Origin of the sequence: Hafnia alvei, assembly GCF_900095695.1 — a bacterium.
In the GTDB taxonomy this organism is placed as follows: domain Bacteria; phylum Pseudomonadota; class Gammaproteobacteria; order Enterobacterales; family Enterobacteriaceae; genus Hafnia; species Hafnia alvei_B.
Genome location: NZ_FMIQ01000014.1, coordinates 1 through 17582, shown reverse-complemented (window position 1 = coordinate 17582; position 17582 = coordinate 1). Strand labels below are relative to the sequence as shown.

The 17582-nt window shown below is 47.8% G+C and carries 18 protein-coding genes; 6 read left to right on the top strand and 12 right to left on the bottom strand.

Features of this window, described 5'->3' with window-relative positions:
- Nucleotides 1–6 precede the first annotated feature (6 nt).
- The 9 genes from phnK to phnC all read right to left on the bottom strand — a co-directional run bounded on the left by phnK (nt 7) and on the right by phnC (nt 7276).
- Nucleotides 7–813 carry a phosphonate C-P lyase system protein PhnK gene (gene phnK / locus BN1044_RS04755; RefSeq protein WP_072307769.1) on the bottom strand — a complete coding sequence of 269 codons (807 nt, stop codon included), beginning with the start codon at nt 811–813 and terminating at the stop codon, nt 7–9.
- Nucleotides 810–1673 (bottom strand): alpha-D-ribose 1-methylphosphonate 5-phosphate C-P-lyase PhnJ, encoded by an 864-nt coding sequence (locus BN1044_RS04750; RefSeq protein WP_072307768.1) that lies wholly within the window; start codon nt 1671–1673, stop codon nt 810–812. Before BN1044_RS04750 ends, phnK begins: the two co-directional genes overlap by 4 nt.
- Nucleotides 1666–2751 carry a carbon-phosphorus lyase complex subunit gene (locus BN1044_RS04745; RefSeq protein ID WP_072307767.1) on the bottom strand — a complete coding sequence of 362 codons (1086 nt, stop codon included), beginning with the start codon at nt 2749–2751 and terminating at the stop codon, nt 1666–1668. The genes BN1044_RS04750 and BN1044_RS04745 overlap by 8 nt, the downstream gene beginning before the upstream one ends.
- Nucleotides 2735–3334 (bottom strand): phosphonate C-P lyase system protein PhnH, encoded by a 600-nt coding sequence (phnH, locus tag BN1044_RS04740; protein WP_072307766.1) that lies wholly within the window; start codon nt 3332–3334, stop codon nt 2735–2737. Before phnH ends, BN1044_RS04745 begins: the two co-directional genes overlap by 17 nt.
- Nucleotides 3334–3807, bottom strand: a complete 474-nt coding sequence (gene phnG, locus BN1044_RS04735; RefSeq protein ID WP_072307765.1) for a phosphonate C-P lyase system protein PhnG — start codon at nt 3805–3807, stop codon at nt 3334–3336. Before phnG ends, phnH begins: the two co-directional genes overlap by 1 nt.
- Nucleotides 3808–4533: a phosphonate metabolism transcriptional regulator PhnF gene (gene phnF, locus BN1044_RS04730; protein WP_072307764.1), complete on the bottom strand. Its 726-nt coding sequence runs from the start codon at nt 4531–4533 to the stop codon at nt 3808–3810.
- A 20-nt stretch (nt 4534–4553) separates the two neighbouring features.
- A complete protein-coding gene (phnE, locus tag BN1044_RS04725; RefSeq protein ID WP_025798923.1) occupies nt 4554–5348 on the bottom strand; it encodes a phosphonate ABC transporter, permease protein PhnE in 795 nt (264 codons plus the stop codon).
- Between the two features lie 75 nt (nt 5349–5423).
- A complete protein-coding gene (gene phnD, locus BN1044_RS04720; protein WP_072307763.1) occupies nt 5424–6440 on the bottom strand; it encodes a phosphonate ABC transporter substrate-binding protein in 1017 nt (338 codons plus the stop codon).
- A 35-nt stretch (nt 6441–6475) separates the two neighbouring features.
- On the bottom strand, nt 6476–7276 hold the full coding sequence (phnC, locus tag BN1044_RS04715) for a phosphonate ABC transporter ATP-binding protein (RefSeq protein ID WP_072307762.1): 801 nt from the start codon (nt 7274–7276) through the stop codon (nt 6476–6478).
- A 359-nt stretch (nt 7277–7635) separates the two neighbouring features.
- Here phnC and parS point away from each other — a divergent pair, with 359 nt between their 5' ends.
- Together parS and BN1044_RS04705 are read left to right on the top strand one after the other, a co-directional pair.
- On the top strand, nt 7636–8082 hold the full coding sequence (gene parS / locus BN1044_RS04710) for a type II RES/Xre toxin-antitoxin system antitoxin (protein ID WP_040046271.1): 447 nt from the start codon (nt 7636–7638) through the stop codon (nt 8080–8082).
- Entirely contained in the window at nt 8079–8537 is a 459-nt protein-coding gene (locus BN1044_RS04705; RefSeq protein WP_072307761.1) for an RES family NAD+ phosphorylase, read from the top strand. The genes parS and BN1044_RS04705 overlap by 4 nt, the downstream gene beginning before the upstream one ends.
- Nucleotides 8538–8542: 5 nt before the next feature.
- Here BN1044_RS04705 and nrdG read toward each other — a convergent pair whose 3' ends face one another.
- The 3 genes from nrdG to BN1044_RS04685 all read right to left on the bottom strand — a co-directional run bounded on the left by nrdG (nt 8543) and on the right by BN1044_RS04685 (nt 12260).
- Nucleotides 8543–9007, bottom strand: coding sequence for an anaerobic ribonucleoside-triphosphate reductase-activating protein (gene nrdG, locus BN1044_RS04700; protein WP_072307898.1), 465 nt, complete (start codon nt 9005–9007; stop codon nt 8543–8545).
- A gap of 176 nt (nt 9008–9183) precedes the next feature.
- Nucleotides 9184–11322, bottom strand: coding sequence for an anaerobic ribonucleoside-triphosphate reductase (gene nrdD, locus BN1044_RS04690; RefSeq protein ID WP_072307759.1), 2139 nt, complete (start codon nt 11320–11322; stop codon nt 9184–9186).
- A 353-nt stretch (nt 11323–11675) separates the two neighbouring features.
- A complete protein-coding gene (locus tag BN1044_RS04685) occupies nt 11676–12260 on the bottom strand; it encodes a hypothetical protein (RefSeq protein WP_072307758.1) in 585 nt (194 codons plus the stop codon).
- A 355-nt stretch (nt 12261–12615) separates the two neighbouring features.
- On the opposite strand from BN1044_RS04685, the gene BN1044_RS04680 reads away from it, so the two are divergent.
- The 4 genes from BN1044_RS04680 to BN1044_RS04665 all read left to right on the top strand — a co-directional run.
- On the top strand, nt 12616–14361 hold the full coding sequence (locus BN1044_RS04680) for a type VI secretion system baseplate subunit TssF (protein WP_072307757.1): 1746 nt from the start codon (nt 12616–12618) through the stop codon (nt 14359–14361).
- An 18-nt stretch (nt 14362–14379) separates the two neighbouring features.
- Entirely contained in the window at nt 14380–16386 is a 2007-nt protein-coding gene (gene tssI / locus BN1044_RS04675; RefSeq protein ID WP_168780272.1) for a type VI secretion system tip protein TssI/VgrG, read from the top strand.
- A complete protein-coding gene (locus BN1044_RS04670; protein ID WP_081329538.1) occupies nt 16383–17219 on the top strand; it encodes a DUF4123 domain-containing protein in 837 nt (278 codons plus the stop codon). The genes tssI and BN1044_RS04670 overlap by 4 nt, the downstream gene beginning before the upstream one ends.
- On the top strand, nt 17219–17582 hold a 364-nt coding region (locus BN1044_RS04665; RefSeq protein WP_072307755.1), incomplete at its 3' end, for a hypothetical protein. The genes BN1044_RS04670 and BN1044_RS04665, both read left to right, overlap by 1 nt.

Genomic DNA, 17582 nt, shown 5'->3' with positions numbered 1-17582 from the left:
TTTCACTCAGTTTTGTAAAACAGAAGAAACCAGCAACTGGGTATACGGATGATGAGGATCGTCCAATACGCGATCCGTCAGCCCGCTTTCAACCACTTTGCCTTGCTTCATCACCAGCAAACGATGCGCCAGCAGGCGAGCAACGCCGAGATCGTGAGTCACGATCACCACGGCTAATTGAAGCTCGACCACCAGCGTACGCAGTAGATCGAGCAGGCGCGCCTGCACTGAAACATCGAGCCCGCCGGTGGGTTCATCCATAAACACGACGCGTGGATGAGTCACCAGATTGCGGGCGATTTGCAGTCGCTGCTGCATGCCGCCTGAAAACGTGGTGGGTAGATCGTCGATGCGCGTCGCTGGGATCTCCACGTCCTCCAGCCAACGCATGGCTTCGGCGCGAATATTGCCGTAATGACGCTGGCCTATGGCCATTAAGCGCTCGCCGATATTGCCACCGGCCGAAACGTGCGGGCGCAGCCCGTCGAGCGGATGCTGATGCACCACGCCCCATTCGGTGCGCAGCAGGCGGCGGCGGTCGCTTTCGCTCATGGCGTATAAATCCTGAATGCCTTGGGCGCTTAAATAGCGAATTTCTCCCTGCTGCGGGGTGAGGCGCGCAGAGATGGATTTCAGCAACGTTGTTTTACCGGATCCCGACTCACCAACGATCCCCAACACTTCTCCTGGATAGAGATCGAAAGAGACATTGCTAAAGCCTTTGCCCGGCGCATACAGGTGGGTCAGATTGTTCACGGAAAGCAGCGGCAGATCGGCGGCTGGCGCTGAGAAGATCGAGTCTGTGGCGTTCATTGCGCGTTGGCCTCGCTATGCTGGCGGCAAAAGTCAGTGTCGGAGCAGACGAACATTCTGGAGCCTTGATCGTCGAGTACCACTTCATCCAAATAGCTGTGCGGCGATCCGCAAATCGCGCAGGGCTGATCCCATTGCTGCACGCTGAACGGATGATCGTCAAAGTCGAGGCTTTCCACTTTGGTGAACGGGGGCACGGCGTAGATCCTTTTTTCGCGTCCGGCACCAAACAGCTGTAGCGCGGGCATCATGTTCATCTTGGGATTATCAAATTTTGGGATGGGGGAGGGAGCCATCACATAGCGATGATTCACCTTCACGGGGTAATCATAGGTGGTCGCGATGTGGCCAAAACGCGCGATGTCCTCATACAGTTTTACCTGCATAACGCCATACTCCTCCAGCGCATGCATTTTTCGCGTTTCGGTTTCACGTGGTTCTATAAAACGCAGCGGCTCAGGCATCGGAACCTGATAGATGATGATTTGATCTTGGCGCAGCGGCGTTTCAGGTATGCGGTGGCGAGTTTGAATCAGCGTGGCGTCGGCGGTCACTTCTGTGGTGTTAACACCGGTAACTCGCTGGAAGAAACGGCGAATCGATACCGCATTGGTGGTGTCGTCTGCGCCCTGATCGATCACTTTTAAGGTATCTGCTTCACCAATCACACTGGCGGTGAGCTGAATTCCGCCGGTTCCCCAGCCATAGGGCATCGGCATTTCGCGTCCGCCAAAGGGCACTTGGTAACCGGGGATTGCCACGGCTTTGAGGATCGCTCGGCGGATCATACGTTTGGTCTGCTCATCGAGATAGCCGTAGTTATAGCCCGCTAAGCTGTAACCGGTTAGCACGTTAGTCATGTGCATTCTCCTGACGGTCATTGAATTCCTGTTGTAAACGGTGGAGTAATTCCAGCTCGGCTTGAAAATCAACGTAGTGCGGTAATTTAAGGTGGGAGACAAAACCAGCGGCTTCTACGCTATCGGCATGCGCCAGCACGAACTCTTCGTCCTGAGCGGGGCCGTTGATCTGCTCTTGGTAATCGGGTGCCTGAAGGGCGCGATCGACCAGCGCCATCGCCATCGCTTTACGTTCGCTCATGCCAAACACTAAGCCGTAGCCGCGAGTGAAATGCGGGGCATCATCTGGCTGGGCAACAAACCCGTTGACCATTTCGCATTCGGTCAGCAGCAGCTCGCCAATATCAACGGAAAAGCCCAGCTCTTCAGGCGTAATGCTCAGGCTGACATAGCCGCTGCGAATTTCTCCCGCAAACGGATGGTTACGCCCATAGCCGCGCTGGGTGGAGTAGCCCAGCGCCAGCAGATAGCCCTCATCGCCACGCACCAACTGCTGTAAACGCGCAGAGCGAGAGCAGGGATAAACCGGCGGCGTGCGGGTGATATCGTCTGGCTCGGCGCCGCTGTCGTGTTCCGCGCGTGCCAAGCCTTGCTGCGCCAACATGCTGAAGACGTGTGGGCTATGCGATTCGTTCATAGCCTCATCGCGGTTGATTTCTGGCGTTTCGCCGTTGGCTAACAGCGTGAAATCTAACAGCCGATGGGTGTAGTCGTAGGTGGGGCCGAGCACTTGGCCACCGGGCAGGTCTTTATACACCGCCGAAATGCGGCGCTCTAAACGCATATCCTGCGTGTTCAAGGCATCGCTGACGGCCAGGCGCGGTAATGTGGTGCGATAAGCGCGCAGTAAAAAGATGGCTTCAACCAGATCGCCGCTGGCCTGTTTGATCGCCAGCGCGGCAAGCTGCCTATCGTAGATCCCGCCTTCGGTCATCACGCGATCGACGGCTAACGCGAGCTGCTGATCGATTTGATCAACGCTGAGTTCATTGAACTGAGGCGATCCGCGACGCTTCTGTTCTTGCAAACGGTGGGCGGCGGCAATGGCTTTTTCGCCTCCTTTAACGGCTACGTACATCGAACACCTCCACGAGCGTGGTGCGCGGTATGGCAAGCAGACGTTCGCCGCAGGTAAAGACGAAATCGCAGCCCAGCGGGAAGCTGTGCGAACGTTCGGTTAAAGCGTTGAGCACGACGTCTGAAATTTGGGGCGCAATCATGCGCTCTTCTAAAATACCGGGGCCGGTGAGGCGCAACATATGGCCACCGCTGAGGCTTTTTACCTGCACAATCACCGTGGCGCTGGTTTCCGGTGAGACATCTTCACCTTGTGCAAAATCAATCAGCTGTTCAGCGGTAATCTGTTCATTCACGACCGCAAAGGCTGCCCGTGAAGGTTCGATGGCCAGTGGCGCGCCGGTATGAAAGCGCAGATTTTGCTGCGCGGTTTCCGAGCTTAGCTCGGGCGTGAGCCATACTGGCGTATCTTGGTCACTCAGGGTTAACAGCACGCTGGTGGTGGCGCTGTTGAGCGGTAGCCAGCCTTCTGGCGTGTTATTCAAATTCACGATCACGCCGGGTTCGCTCATGGCTTTCAGCAGGCGGCGAAAATGGTTTTGTGCATCATGCACGGGCAATGTAAAAGCGGTCATTAACGTCATTAGTTATCTCCGCGAACCAGAGTGAAGAAGTCCACTCGGCTAGCTGCAATTTCTTGGGCGCGCTGCTGGTGTCGTTCTTGTTGCAGCGCGGCGAGTGGGTTAATCAGGTTTTCCAGCAAAGTCATGTTGTGCTCGCGTTCTTGCAGCAGGGCATCGATTAACGCGCAGCGCTCGGCGTGAGATTTGTCGCGGCCAAGCTGATAGCTGTAGCCATAGGTGCCGCTGCTGAGCTGAACGACTGCGCGGGTGAGCGTGGCGTCGCCGAGGAAAAAGCGCTGGCCGCTTCCGCCGGTACGCGCCTGTATTTGGGTGAGGCCGGTTTCTGCTGGGCGGATGTTTTTCCACTCCAGCACGTTGAGATGTAGGGCATTCCACAGCGGATTAAGGTCGTCGGGCTGGCTGTGCGCCAGCGTTGCCATCCAGCGCTGGCGCTCAGCGATTGAAAAATGTGAGTGAGACGGTATGGCGTCCATTTAGTGCTCCATGGTCAGTTCGATCATGTCGGCACGCGTCAGGCTAACGGAATACTCCGCAGGCTGTGGCTGGCCTTCACAGTGATTTAAGGTACGAACACACATCAGCGGTGCATGAGTGGCGATTTCTAACAGTCGGCTCTCTTTGGCCTGTGCGCGGCGTGCGCTGATGCGGGTTTGAGTGCGGCTGAGCTCACGGCCAAGATGCTGCTGGATATAGCCGTGCAGCGAACCGCTGGTGAAGTTTTGCAACGTGCCCCACCAGCTGAGATCCGGTAGGAAATGGTCGATAACGCATACCGGAACGCCGTTTACACGGCGCAGAGTGCGCAGATGAATAACCTGCTGGCCTTCTTCCATTCCTAGCGCATCGGCAATATGGCTAACGGTAGGGCGAAGCACCGAGATCAACCGCTCGCTGGTGGGATGGCTGCCCTGTTCCAATAGATTCTGGCTAAAGCGAGCCTGTGAGTGCAGCGGATAATCAAACGGACGCATCAACACTAAAACGCCCACACCTTGACGACGTTGTACCCAGCCTCGAACCACTAATTCATCAATGGCGCGGCGCAGAGTGTGGCGATTTACCTCATAACGTTCAGCGAGCTGATGCTCTGCGGGAAGATAGTCCCCGCACTGATAATGCTGACGAAGGTCTTGTTCCAATAACGCCGCAATTTCTTGATAGCGGGTTGGAAAACTGGTCGGATGTCTAGATAAGTGCATAACAAACAAAGCCTCTTTAATCAGATGAAGTGCTTGCGTAGACGCTGAGACATGAAATCCAGCAGGCTGACCGTGACGATGATGAACACCATCAGTGCACAGGTTTGCTGGAACTGAAATCCGCGGATGGCTTCCCACAGGGTGACGCCGATACCACCGGCACCCACCATGCCCACCACGGTGGCGGAGCGAACGTTGGATTCAAAACGGTAGAGTGAATAAGAGATCCACAGCGGCATAACCTGAGGAAGAACGCCGTAGATGATCTCTTCCAGTTTGTTGGCACCAGTGGCTTTAACGCCTTCAATTGGGCCCGGCTCGATGGCTTCGACGGCTTCAGAAAACAGCTTCGCCAAAACGCCGGTGGTGTGAATAAATAACGCCAGCACGCCAGCAAAGGGGCCAAGACCGACAGCCACCACAAACAGCATGGCGAATACCATTTCGTTAATCGCGCGGCAGGCGTCCATCAGTCGGCGAGTCGGTTGGTAGATCCACCAAGGCACAAGGTTTTCAGCGCTCATTAGCCCCAGAGGAATGGAAAGCACGATAGAAAGCGCGGTTCCCCAAACGGCTATCTGGAGCGTTACCAGCATTTCGCCAAGATATTGCTGCCATTGGCTAAAATCGGGCGGGAAGAAATCAGCGGCAAAGGTCGCCATATTGCCAGCATCACGAAACAGCGTGAGCGGGGCCATTTCCGCGCCGTGCCAAGACCAAGCGAGAACCGCAAGTAGAATGGCGCCGGTGAAAAGGCTAAACCAGCTACGCTTTTGCTCGGGCACTAAGGCTGCGGTGGATTGAGTGGTTTGCATCTGTATCTCCAATTTGGCGTCGCTTTTCTCCTAGCTCAGCTTTTCTGTATGCAGAGCTAGGAGGCGACGGCCAAATTACTGAGTGGCTGTTTTCAAACTGTTCATGGCGTTTAGCGCCGAGCTCAGACGATCGATATCGTCCATTTGAGCCTGTAGCGCCGCGGTTTTTGTGGCTTTGTCGGTTGGGCTTAAGCCTTCGTTGGCTTTGATCGTCTGAGTTTGTTTAAACAGGGAGAGCTGGCGGATAGGGACTAGTTGAAGATCGCTGGATGGGCGGAACGGTGCCCAGCTCAAGCCTTTGAGTACCTGTTGTTCTTCCGGCGTTTTGCCGTAATTCATAAAGAAGCCGTAGATCTTTTGTTTGGCATCTTCTGACAGGTTTTTACGCCACACGATCGGGTCGCCAGGGATCAACGGTGATTTCCAGATCACTTTCAGATCTTTGAATTTCTCCGGTGCCGTGATCTTCAGACGATCGAGGTTTTCGGTATTGTTGGTCGCCACATCCACCTGCTTGTTCGCTACGGCGAGCGCATTGGTTTCGTGGTTGGCGTTAACGGTGCGTTTAAAGTCGCTGGCGGCGGTATTGTTCTTGGCAAAAACGTAATAACCAGGGACTAAATAACCGGAGGTAGAGTTGGGATCGCCGTTGCCGAAGGTAAGATCTTTCTTCTTGGCCAGCATGTCTTGAACGTTATTGATCGGGCTGTCTTTATTCACGATCAGTACGCTCCAGTAGCCTGGTGAACCATCTGCGGCCACGGTTTGTGCAAAGACTTGCCCGTTGGCACGATCGACGGCTTCCATTGCTGAGAGGTTGCCGTACCACGCGATATCGACTTTGTTAAAGCGCATTCCTTGGATGATGCCCGCATAGTCTGGGGCGAAGAAGGCATTCACCTTCATGCCCAGTTTTTTCTCCATATCCTTGAGGAATGGGTCCCACTGCGGTTTTAGGTTTTGTTGGGATTCCGTCGAAATAATGCCGAAGTTGAGCGCCGGAGCCTGTTCTTCAGCGTGTGCTGTGCCAAGCAGGGTACAGACGCTGAACATGCTGGTGAAAGCCAGCGCGGCTACCGTTTTGTAAGTCATGTGATGACTCCCTATGAGCATGTTGAAGGTTCGAATTAAGCCGCAACGGCTTCGGTTTCAGGGCTAGAAACATTGACGCGGTTTACGCCGCGATAGAGATGTTCAATTTGCTCGCGTGCTAAGTGCGCGCTTTCACCGTCGTAGAAAACATGCCCCTGACGCAGCGCGATGACGCGCTGGCAATAGCGCAGGGCGTAATCCACCTGATGCAGAGTGACCACCACGGTGATGCCGTCCTTTTGATTAATATCGAGCAGGGTTTCCATCACGATGCGGGCGGATTCAGGATCCAGTGACGCAATGGGTTCATCGGCGAGAATCACTTTGGCTTTTTGCATCAGCGCACGCGCAATGGCAACGCGCTGCTGCTGGCCACCGGAAAGCGTGGATACCCGCTGGTGGGCGAAGGAGGCCATGCTCACGCGAGTGAGAGCCTGCATGGCCTGCTGTTTTTGTTCTTGAGTGAACCAACCGCAACAGGTGCGCCAAAATGGCGTTGCGCCTAGCGCGCCAATCAGCACGTTTTCGAGAACCGTCAGGCGATTGACTAAATTGAACTGCTGAAAGATATAGCCAATATCGCTGCGGCTACGGCGAATATCTGCCGCGAGACGCCCCTGCTTTTGAATGGTGCGGCCTAATAATTCGATGTGGGAATCATTATGACGGTCGCCGGTGATAAGCCCGCTTAGATGGCGAAGCAGCGTAGATTTGCCTGAGCCAGAAGGGCCGAGCAAAGCCACCATCTGCCCTTGTTGAATCTCCATGCCAACGCTGTGCAGCGCCTGCTGACCGGCGAATGTTTTACTGAGGTTCTTAACTCGAATAATCGACATGGCGTAACCCTCTTTAGTGAGGTGGTCAAAATTAAGTTGCGCTCATGGTGCCGATTGAAAATGACAAAATGGTTATTTATATGTTGCAGAAATATGAATAGTTGAAGGCGTTAGGATGACAGCCGTAAAAAGGAGGGATGCGAAGCAGATTGCACAAAGCGTGTAATTGAGCCGTGTCCTACAGCGCATTCTGGACAGCGTAATACAGTTTTGGCAACGCATTGAAAACTCATGAAGACATGCGTTGAGCATTTTTATATAACACGATGCGTGGTTGTTATTTGCACGATAGGATTGTCGACTGTGGGTCATAGGTCTATATTAAGCATAGACGTATGGCTAAGTGGCAGGAGGCAAGTATGCGTATGTTCACACCAACTCAGCAGCGGGATGAAAGCACACTTTGGCGCGTAGTGAGTTTTCCACCAGAAGGTAGTATTCAGTTGCTTGAGTTGCTTAAACAGGGATTACCTACTGACGTGATTGAAAATATTCACCAATGGACGGGGATTAATAAGGCCGATATCGTCCAGATCGCGGGGATCAGCGGTCGTCAGGTTTCTCGTAGAAAGAATGGGCCTAAAACGTTATCGCCCGAGCAGAGTGAAAGCATTGCTCGTTTGGTGCGGGTGATGAACGCGGCGATTGCACTTTTTGAGGATGATAAAGAGCAGGCAATCCACTGGCTAACACATCCTGTGCGTGCTTTGGGGCAGACTGCCCCCGCGAGTCTTATCAGCACGGAGAGTGGAGCTATTGCGGTATTGAACCTGATTGGGCGCTTGGAGCACGGTGTATTCTCATGATGGGCTATCGCATTGTTAAAACCAAATTTGCCAACAGCGCATTTACGGGGCAGGGCGCAAAACAGTTTGGCGGGCGCTGGAACCGCATGGGTAGCCCAATGGTGTATCTGGCCAGTTCTATCTCGCTTGCAATGCTGGAATGTTTGGTTCACCTCGAAAGCGCGCGGCTAACCGAGTTTTACTCGCTTTTTTCGATAGAAATTGATGACCGCGATATTAGCTCGCTGGACGTCAGCGTATTGCCTGCTCACTGGCGTCAGGATGAGATCTCGCCGGTAACCGCCGATATGGGTTCACAGTGGATAGCATCGAAGGTATCCGTAGGACTACGGGTGCCTTCGGTGATTGTGCCACAGGAAAATAATCTGCTGTTGAATCCGCAGCATCCAAAATTTGAACGCTATCTAAGCGCGGTGGCTGAAGTCCCGCATGCTTTTGATGAGCGGCTGAAATGACGCGATCAGCGCAGCTTGTGAATAACCTGATTCGCACTGCCGCGCCAGATGAGCATCGGATCCTTGAGGTCTTGTACAAATTTTCCGTCGATGAGTACGTTGATCAAATCCACCACTTGACGCTGTGCATCAGTGAGTTCGTCTAGCTTATAGCCTGTCCAAACCCAGATATCTTTGCCTTCACATTCCGCACGCACGCGTTGCACTAGCTTTAGAATAAACGGCACATTTTGCGGATGCAGCGGATCGCCACCGGAAAGGGATAAACCCTGACGCGGAATGCGTGTGTCATTCAGATCGGCAATAATCTGATCTTCCATTTCTTGCGTAAACGGCATGCCTGAATTGAGTCGCCATGTGCTTTTGTTATAGCAACCGGGGCATTCATGCACACAACCGGCAACGAATAACGTGCAGCGTGTACCCGGCCCGTTGACGACGTCTACGGGGTAATATTGATGGAAATTCATTGAAAGCTTGCCCATTAGGCTATTTTACTTGCCACTTTGGATACGGGCAGTGCTCAGAATCCTCACGTACTACGTGTACGCTCCGGTTCTTCCGCGCTGGCCGTATCCAAATTGGCTGCGACAATAACGCCTACTGAACAAGCTTAAAGTGCAACCTGTTCAGTAAGTTAACGATATTAACCAATCTGCCCGTTGTTCAAATGCTTAACGCGGCGTTTCACTTCTTCTTGCTTACCGGCGTTGAACGGACGTGCATCAGGGCTACCCAGATAGCCACATACGCGGCGGATTACGGAGACCTTAGCCGAATCGTGATTACCACATTTCGGGCAGGTAAAGCCTTTACTCGTACACTCAAACTCACCGGTGAAGCCGCACTCGTAACACTCATCAATCGGCGTATTGGTTCCGTAGTATGGGACACGGCTATAGCTATAATCCCAGACGTCTTCGAGCGCTTTCAAGTTGTGCTGTAGGTTTGGATATTCGCCGTAGCAAATAAAGCCACCGCTCGCCAATGGTGGGTATGGCGCTTCAAAATCCAGCTTGTCGTACGGGTTAACTTTTTTCTCAACGTCCAAGTGGAAACTGTTGGTGTAATAACCTTTATCGGTTACGCCCGGTACAACGCCAAATTCAGCGGTATCCAAACGGCAGAAACGGTCACACAGGTTTTCACTTGGTGTACTGTACAGGCTGAAGCCGTAGCCGGTTTCTTCTTTCCAGCTGTCGGTTGCCTGCTGTAAACGTGCAACAATCGCCACGGCTTTCGCACGCAGGGTTTCATCGTCGAAGACGTGAGTTTGGTTGCCGAACAGCGCATTCATCGTTTCATGAATACCGATGTAGCCCAGTGAAATTGACGCACGTCCATTTTTGAAAATATCAGCAATATTGTCGTCGGCTTTCAAGCGAACACCACAGGCACCTTCCATATAGAGGATTGGTGCAACGCGTGCTTTGATGCCTTCCAGACGAGCAATACGTGTCATCAGCGCTTTCTTAGAAAGCTCTAAACGTTCATCCAGCAATTTCCAAAATGCGGCTTCGTCACCTTTGGCTTCTAAAGCGATACGCGGCAGGTTTAGGCTAATGACGCCGAGGTTGTTACGCCCTTCATGGATCATCTCGCCATTTTCTTCATACACACCCAAGAAGCTGCGGCAGCCCATTGGTGTTTTGAACGAGCCGGTAACCTTAACCACTTGATCATAGTTCAGAATATCTGGGTACATACGCTTGCTGGCACACTCTAGCGCCAACTGTTTGATATCGTAGTTAGCGTCGCCGAATTTGTGGTTTAAACCATCGCGAATGGCGAAGACCAGTTTAGGGAATACGGCGGTTTTACGGTTTTTGCCCAAGCCTGCGATGCGGTTTTTCAGGATAGATTGCTGGATAAGACGGGATTCCCAGCTGGTTCCTAAGCCAAAACCAAAGGTTACAAACGGGGTTTGACCGTTAGCGGTATGCAGCGTGTTGACTTCATATTCCAAAGATTGGAATGCGTCGTAGCACTCTTTTTCGGTGCGGGTTTTTGCGTAGCCTTCTGCGTCTGGAATGTTCCATTCGTCAGCGGTCTTACGATGTTTTTCGAAGCTTGAGGTAACAAACGGCGCCAGAACTTCATCTATACGGTTAATCGTGGTGCCGCCATAAATATGGCTAGCAACCTGAGCGATAATTTGTGCGGTTACGGCTGTTGCGGTCGAGATGGATTTAGGACGCTCTATTTCTGCGTTACCCATCTTGAAGCCGTTAGTCAGCATGCCTTTAAGGTCGATCAGCATGCAGTTAAACATTGGGAAGAACGGAGAGTAATCCAGATCGTGGTAGTGAATTTCACCACGTTCGTGCGCTAGCACCACGTCACGCGGCAGAATGTGCTGTGTCGCGTAGTGTTTTGCCACGATACCCGCCAACAGATCGCGCTGGGTTGGGATGACTTTACTGTCTTTGTTAGCGTTTTCGTTCAGCAAAGCGGCATTGCTTTGCTCAACCAGGCCACGGATTTCCTGATTAAGACGGCCACGTTGTTCACGAGATACGTCACGGTCGTGACGATACTCAATGTATGCACGCGCAAGCTGCTTATAGTTGCCTGCCATCAGCTGGTTTTCTACTGCGTTTTGAATCAAATGGATATCAACACGCTCGAGATCGGCCATCTGCATAGCGACTACGCGGGCTACGGTTGCACAATAATCAGTATCATCAACGCCTGCCGCTCGGGCAGCACGCACCACAGCTTCCTTGATTCGCTGTTCGTCAAATGGTACCTGACAACCGTCCCGTTTAATCACTATTGGTTTCACCGCGTCGCTCCTTTTCCCCTTTTGCATGTTATCCACAGCCACAATCCGCGTGCCATAAGGCTTGACGCAGTCTTGTGGATGTTTTGTGGATAACTACTACATATGGGTATGTTCTAAAGTGGGACACACTATATATGGTATTTGATTTAAGTTAAAGCGCAGTAGTTTGACATAGCGCAAAGATTTTTATTTTCGGTAGAAACGTTATACAAACCGAGAGCGAGGTCATTTTTCTTAATGCAACAAGCGTTGTTTGCAGGCGGTAAGAGGATGGTTAATGGAGTGTAGTCAGGGAGGAGAATGCTTGATCAATCTCTACATAAATGGCACTCGCAGTGCGGAAACTGTAGTGGTTATTTGAAAATAAATTGGTAATCAACAATATAACTGCCCACGTGATTAACTCGCGCCGTGACCCACACGGCATCCATGCCTTGTTGTCGTTTATTACCGATTTTCAGTTCTTCTTTTGAAGTACAAAGTTCAATCCAGCGTGAAGTATGAATGTCTTTCAACCGCAGACCAGCCTCGCAACGATACCTCCCCCGGTAAGGACCGGGAATAGAAACATCATACTCGCTGATATAATAAATTGTTTTATCTGGAAATAGATAAACGTAAGCATCAAACGCATTCAGCGATAAGGTTAGCCCGACCAACCCGCCAGCGATAAACATACTTGAGATAAAAATACAGTCATTTCTGGTACGAGGTGCAGACGTCAGTCTTGCGGCGCCGATTGTTGCTGCTGTAGCCATAATGCCGATGACAATTAAAGACAGTTTAGCTTCAGAATCTGATTTTATAAGAATGGTATTGTTTGAAATTCTGGATGCCCACGATATATAAAAAATAAATAAAATGAAGAAAGTAATTAAAATAATAATTTCGTAGTCTTTCTTGATGTGTCTGTTTTTATTTGTTTTTATCTTATTCATATCAGTGTCCTTTTGATAAACTGTTTCCATTGTTCAATATTAGATATTAGCAATAAGTGTTGGCATATTATTCAGATAACCATCGGAATAACCAGAGACTGTAATAACATGAATTATTAAGTTTCCTTAACTGCTCATTATATTGATTTGTACTTAATACATCAGCGACGATGAGATACTCATTGATGGAGCAGCAGAATTAATATGCATTTTTTTAGACTGCTAGAACAATTTGATGCGGCGCAAATGTTCTGTTACTAAATGAGCTAACTTAGTTGCTTTCTATTTAATTTATTATTAAGTGGAATGTGCCTTGATTTTTAGTGAATATTGGTTTTTCTGTTTGGAGCTGCGTATGGCATTCGAGGATAAATTTCGTTATGAATATAGCTATCTAAAAGAACTAGGTCGCTTGATTGCAAAAAATAGACCAGCCCTTGAGCCATTTCTTTCAGAAAATGCTATTGATCAAGATGTTGAAAAGTTGCTGGAAGGTGCGGCTTTTTTGTTTGCTGGTCTAGAGTCTAAGATTAGTGACTCCTTTCCCGAAATGACACGTGATCTACTCGATAGTGTTTGGCCAGAATCGTTATACCCATTCCCTTCTACAACACTTATTCAATTTTCAGCACCAAAAGGCCTTGAAGGCATTTCAATTCCGGCTGATGTGGAGGTCTATGGTGATATAAATGGTGAAGAATGTACATTTAGAACGCTATCACCACTGGTATTGACTCCACTTACGTTGGAACAAGTAGGCCAGAGTGATGAGCAAGAGGGGTCTGTGCTAGCGCTTAAGTTTAATTGGAGTGGTAATGTAAAAAAGAAAAACCTCCATTTATCTAGATTACCTGTGTTTATAGATGAATCTATTGCATGTTGTGATCAATTACGTTTTTATCTGGAACAGCATGTCAAACGTATTGAGTTAATTACCTCAGAGTATGACAGTATAAAAATACTCCCTTTAAATTGTGTTACAACTGGAGCTAATACTGCTACAGTTTGTGCTACTGGAAGTTCATCTAAAGAGCCTCTTCAGCAGGCTATAGAATATTTTACTTTAACTAAAATAAATAATTTCTTTTTTCTGAATGAAATAGATATTACCGTAGGTAAAGATATTTTTTTCAATATAAACATTATATTTGATTCTATACTTCCTGTGAAGTTACAATCAAAAAGTTTGCTTCTTCATTGCTCTCCAGCAGTAAATATTTTTTACAGAACGAACGAGCCTATATTATGTGAGGTTGGAAAGAAATATTATATAAATTCTGAGGGTAAAAACAATGTGATACATTCAGTACTTGGAATAACATCAAAACTATCTCCATCTAAGATAGAAGGTAAAGTTAAATCTCAGTATATAAAATATAACAATATAAAATCAAAATATAATTATTCTGTTGTAGATAGAACAGTAAGAACTATTTTTTGGAAAATAGAAGTTGAACATCATAGTTTTGCAATGAAAAATCACCAGGTAATATTTTATAATTCATTTGGTGAAAAGGTGTGTATTTGGGGCGATAAGTATTTTCAGCTTCATTTGAAGTGCATGAATACCAAAGAAATATTAGATAGTGTCGATATCGGATGCCTTGTTTATAAAAGTGAACATATACCCGGTGAAGTGGTATGCCGAAATGTAGTACTGCCATCACCATCTTATTACCCACTAGAAAATGACAGCTTATATTTAGAGCTTATATCTCTACTCTCATTTTCTTTTTTTCATTTGAAATCAAATGATGAATTTAAAAAAATATTAAAAATACTCTCTTTTTACTCAAGTAATGATTTTAATTTGCGCTCTGATGCTCTGAGGAAAATATCTGGGATAACTAAAATAGAAACTTATAGCTCAGATCGTTTGTATCTAGGACATTCTCGACGTGGATCTTGTGCAAAAATAACCTTAGATAACAGTTTGTATCTCTCAATGGGTGAAATGTATATTTTTTCATTAATGATTAATAGGTTAATTTCATACAGTGTAACCGCCGCAAGTTTTACACAGTTAGATATTTATATAACAGGTAATGATTCTTGCTTATGGTCATTTCCGATAAGCATTGGTTGTCACGAAGAATTTTAATGAATAATGGATGTTCATATGATTAAAAATGGGATGTTCTTTACTTTTAATATTCAAGGATTGGCATCAGACTCACTGAGGGTTGTTGATTTTACTTTCGATGAGGCCGTCTCTGAACTATTTGATTTGCAAATACAGCTTGTTTCATTTGAGCAAAACATAGATCTGAATTCACAATTATTAAGATCGGCAACGTTAAAAATCTGGAATAGTGGTGTTTTACAGAGAAAGATAACGGGTATCATCATTCATTTTGAACGAGGTCAAACAGGTGTTAGGCGAACTTATTGGCGCGCACGCATTAAACCTGAAGCATGGGTGCTGACTCTTACCCAAGATAGCCGTATTTTTCATCAGCTGTCGTTTGTGCAAATTCTATCTATTTTATTAAAACAAGATAATGTTCGCAGTCAGCTACAGTTTTTTACATCCCACCCAACTCATGAATATGTCACACAGAAACGAGAAACTAACTGGGAATTCTTCAACCGATTAGCCTCTCAGGAAGGTATTATTTATTGGTTTGATGAGAACGAATCGTCTGGAGCAAGCCTTGTATGTGCTGATAGCTATCAAGCCTGCCTGCAAGGTCCTGATTTAGTTTATAACCCTGAGCCTATTTTTCCGTACAAAGAAAGTGTCATTAGCGATATATCTATAAGAGCAATGAGTACCTCAAGCAAAGTTATACAGAAAGATCGTAATTGGCTAAATCCTGAATATCGCTTACGGCATGAAGACTCACAATCTGGCGCAGGGAAAAGATCCGGATTTAATATTTTTGAAAGCTATGGTCGTTTTCAATACGATGCTTCTGGAACAGAAAACACTCGTTATCGTATGCAAGCCATTCAATCTAATAGTTTGATTGGTCAGGCAGTTTCCAACTGCATTAATGTGATGCCGGGGAAAATATTTACCGTAAACTCTCATCCTATAGAGAGCATGAATACAGGTTGGCAGGTTATTTCTGTGAGGCATCGTGGGTCTATGCCTCAGTCGGCAGAGGAAGAAAGTGACGGTGGCGCTAATACGCTGAGTAATGAGATCAGCTTTGTTGAGCAAGATTGTGAATGGAAAAAGGCGTTTTTCTATAAACCTCTTTCAGATGGCCCTGAAGTTGCTACGGTAGTCGGTCCAAAAGGTGAAGAGATTTATACTAACGAATATGGTTGCGTTAAAGTTGCCTTTCATTGGAACCGATATGACCCCGCCGATGACCGTGCCAGTTGCTGGATAAGAGTAGCTCAGGGGTGGAATGGTGGGGGATTTGGGTTTATGGCAATCCCCCGTATTGGGCATGAAGTTATTGTCACTTATTTAGACGGGGATATAGACCGACCTCTCATTACTGGTTGTGTATATAACCCGCGAAGCCGCCCTCCGCTAAATTTACCTGCTGATAAAACACGAACTACATTTAAAACGAAAACGCATAAAGGTGATGGATTTAATGAATTACGTTTTGATGACAATTTAGGGAAAGAGGAAATATATATCCATGCTCAGTATGATATGAAGAGTGAGGTTCTCAATAGAGATATACTTTGGGTTGGTAAAGATAAAATATCGCATGTGCTTGGGCAACATCATTTGCGAGTAGAAGATGAAAAGCGCGATCTTATAAAAAAAGACTATTCATTAAATGTTGAACAAACTATGCATTTAAAAACAGGAGAAAATCTGCTTATCGTTAATGGCGATGAATTTCATCTTAAGACTGGGAGTAAAATATTTTTAGATGCTGGGGCTGAAATAACGTTGAAGGCTGGTGGTAACTTTATTTGTTTAGACCCTAGTGGGATCCGAACCAGCGAAATTGTATTTATGGGAGAAGGGAGTCCGGGAAAAGGGACTGATTGGGATGGTAAGCTGCCTGAGGATTTACAGCCGGGAAAAAATAAGGCCGAGTTCCAACCGCCTATGGTTGAAGCTCGGCCTGAGTTAGAGAATAGTCTTTGTATTGAATGTCTACTAAATGCCATTAAATCAGATGCTAGTGTGGTACAAGGAGAGTCAGTATGAGTGCTATAAGAAAAATACTCTCTGAGTGTCAGACACATCAACACTATGGCTTATCATGGTTTGTACTATTCGAAAGTGGAAATTTGCCCTTAAGGGTATTTAGACAAATTAATGAGATGAGTTCAGCATCATTAAGAACGTTATATTCTCATCCAGAGCTTTATTCTTTGATTCCTTATGGACCATGGTTGCTAAAAATTGAGTCAAATAACGATCCTTCGCTAGACGTTTTAATTCAACATGATGGAGTTCTTGGTTTGTTGCTTTCGCCGTTGACTCTTACGGAGCTAGCTGATCAGCTATCTTATGGATGCGTAGTAAAGCAGCCGAATAATAAAGGAACTGTGCTTCGTTTTTATAACCCATCTGCTTTACCAAAACTAGCTCGGCGTTCTGATTTACCGTGGCATTATCCTCTATTCTCCGGAATTAAGCAGTGGTGGTTTCCTCATCGTGGAGCTGAATGGCAGCAGCTATCTTTTACTCCAGTGTCTGCTAAATATGCCACTCTGGTAAAAATAGTTCATTTGGATGAGGCGCTATTCTCTGAATTGACGGGTGATACAGAAGTTACCGTGGTACTAAAAATGTGGCAGAAATTTCCTCAAAGTCACTCTTGTCCTCGCTGTGTGCGACGCGATCGCGTGTTTCATGCCCTTGAATTGGCAACCCAGAATTTTCTCCAAACATCTTCTGATCGGCGAATTTTTGCACTGTGCTATCTCCTGTACGGAAAAAAAGGCCTTGAGTCCGAGCAGATGAATAATGCTTTACAGCGTGTTCATCAAGATAAAGTGGCTCTTTCTCAGGCACTCAAATATGGAGAAGAATAATGGGACTCTTCACCCGGCTTGAAAAATTTGATGCGGCCTTAACGCGGAGCTACCAAATATGGGGGCGCTGGTTTTGGCGTTCCTTAATCGCCTTGGCTGTGGGCTACGTGGGGTATACGGCGTGGCAGGTGACCTATGGCCCACCAACGGGCGGCGTTTCGCTGGTTATTCACAGCGAACTGGATAGGCCGATTTTAGGCTTTAGCGTTAACGGAGTCGCGGGGGCGAACGCCTTTGCTCACGGCGGCGGTAGTGTGACGTGCTGTGGCGACGTTTCAGGCGATACGGCGGAGGTGGTGTGGACGCTTGACGTTAAGCAATCCCAATATGAGCAAGGTATGCGAGTTGAACAAAGGCATAAAA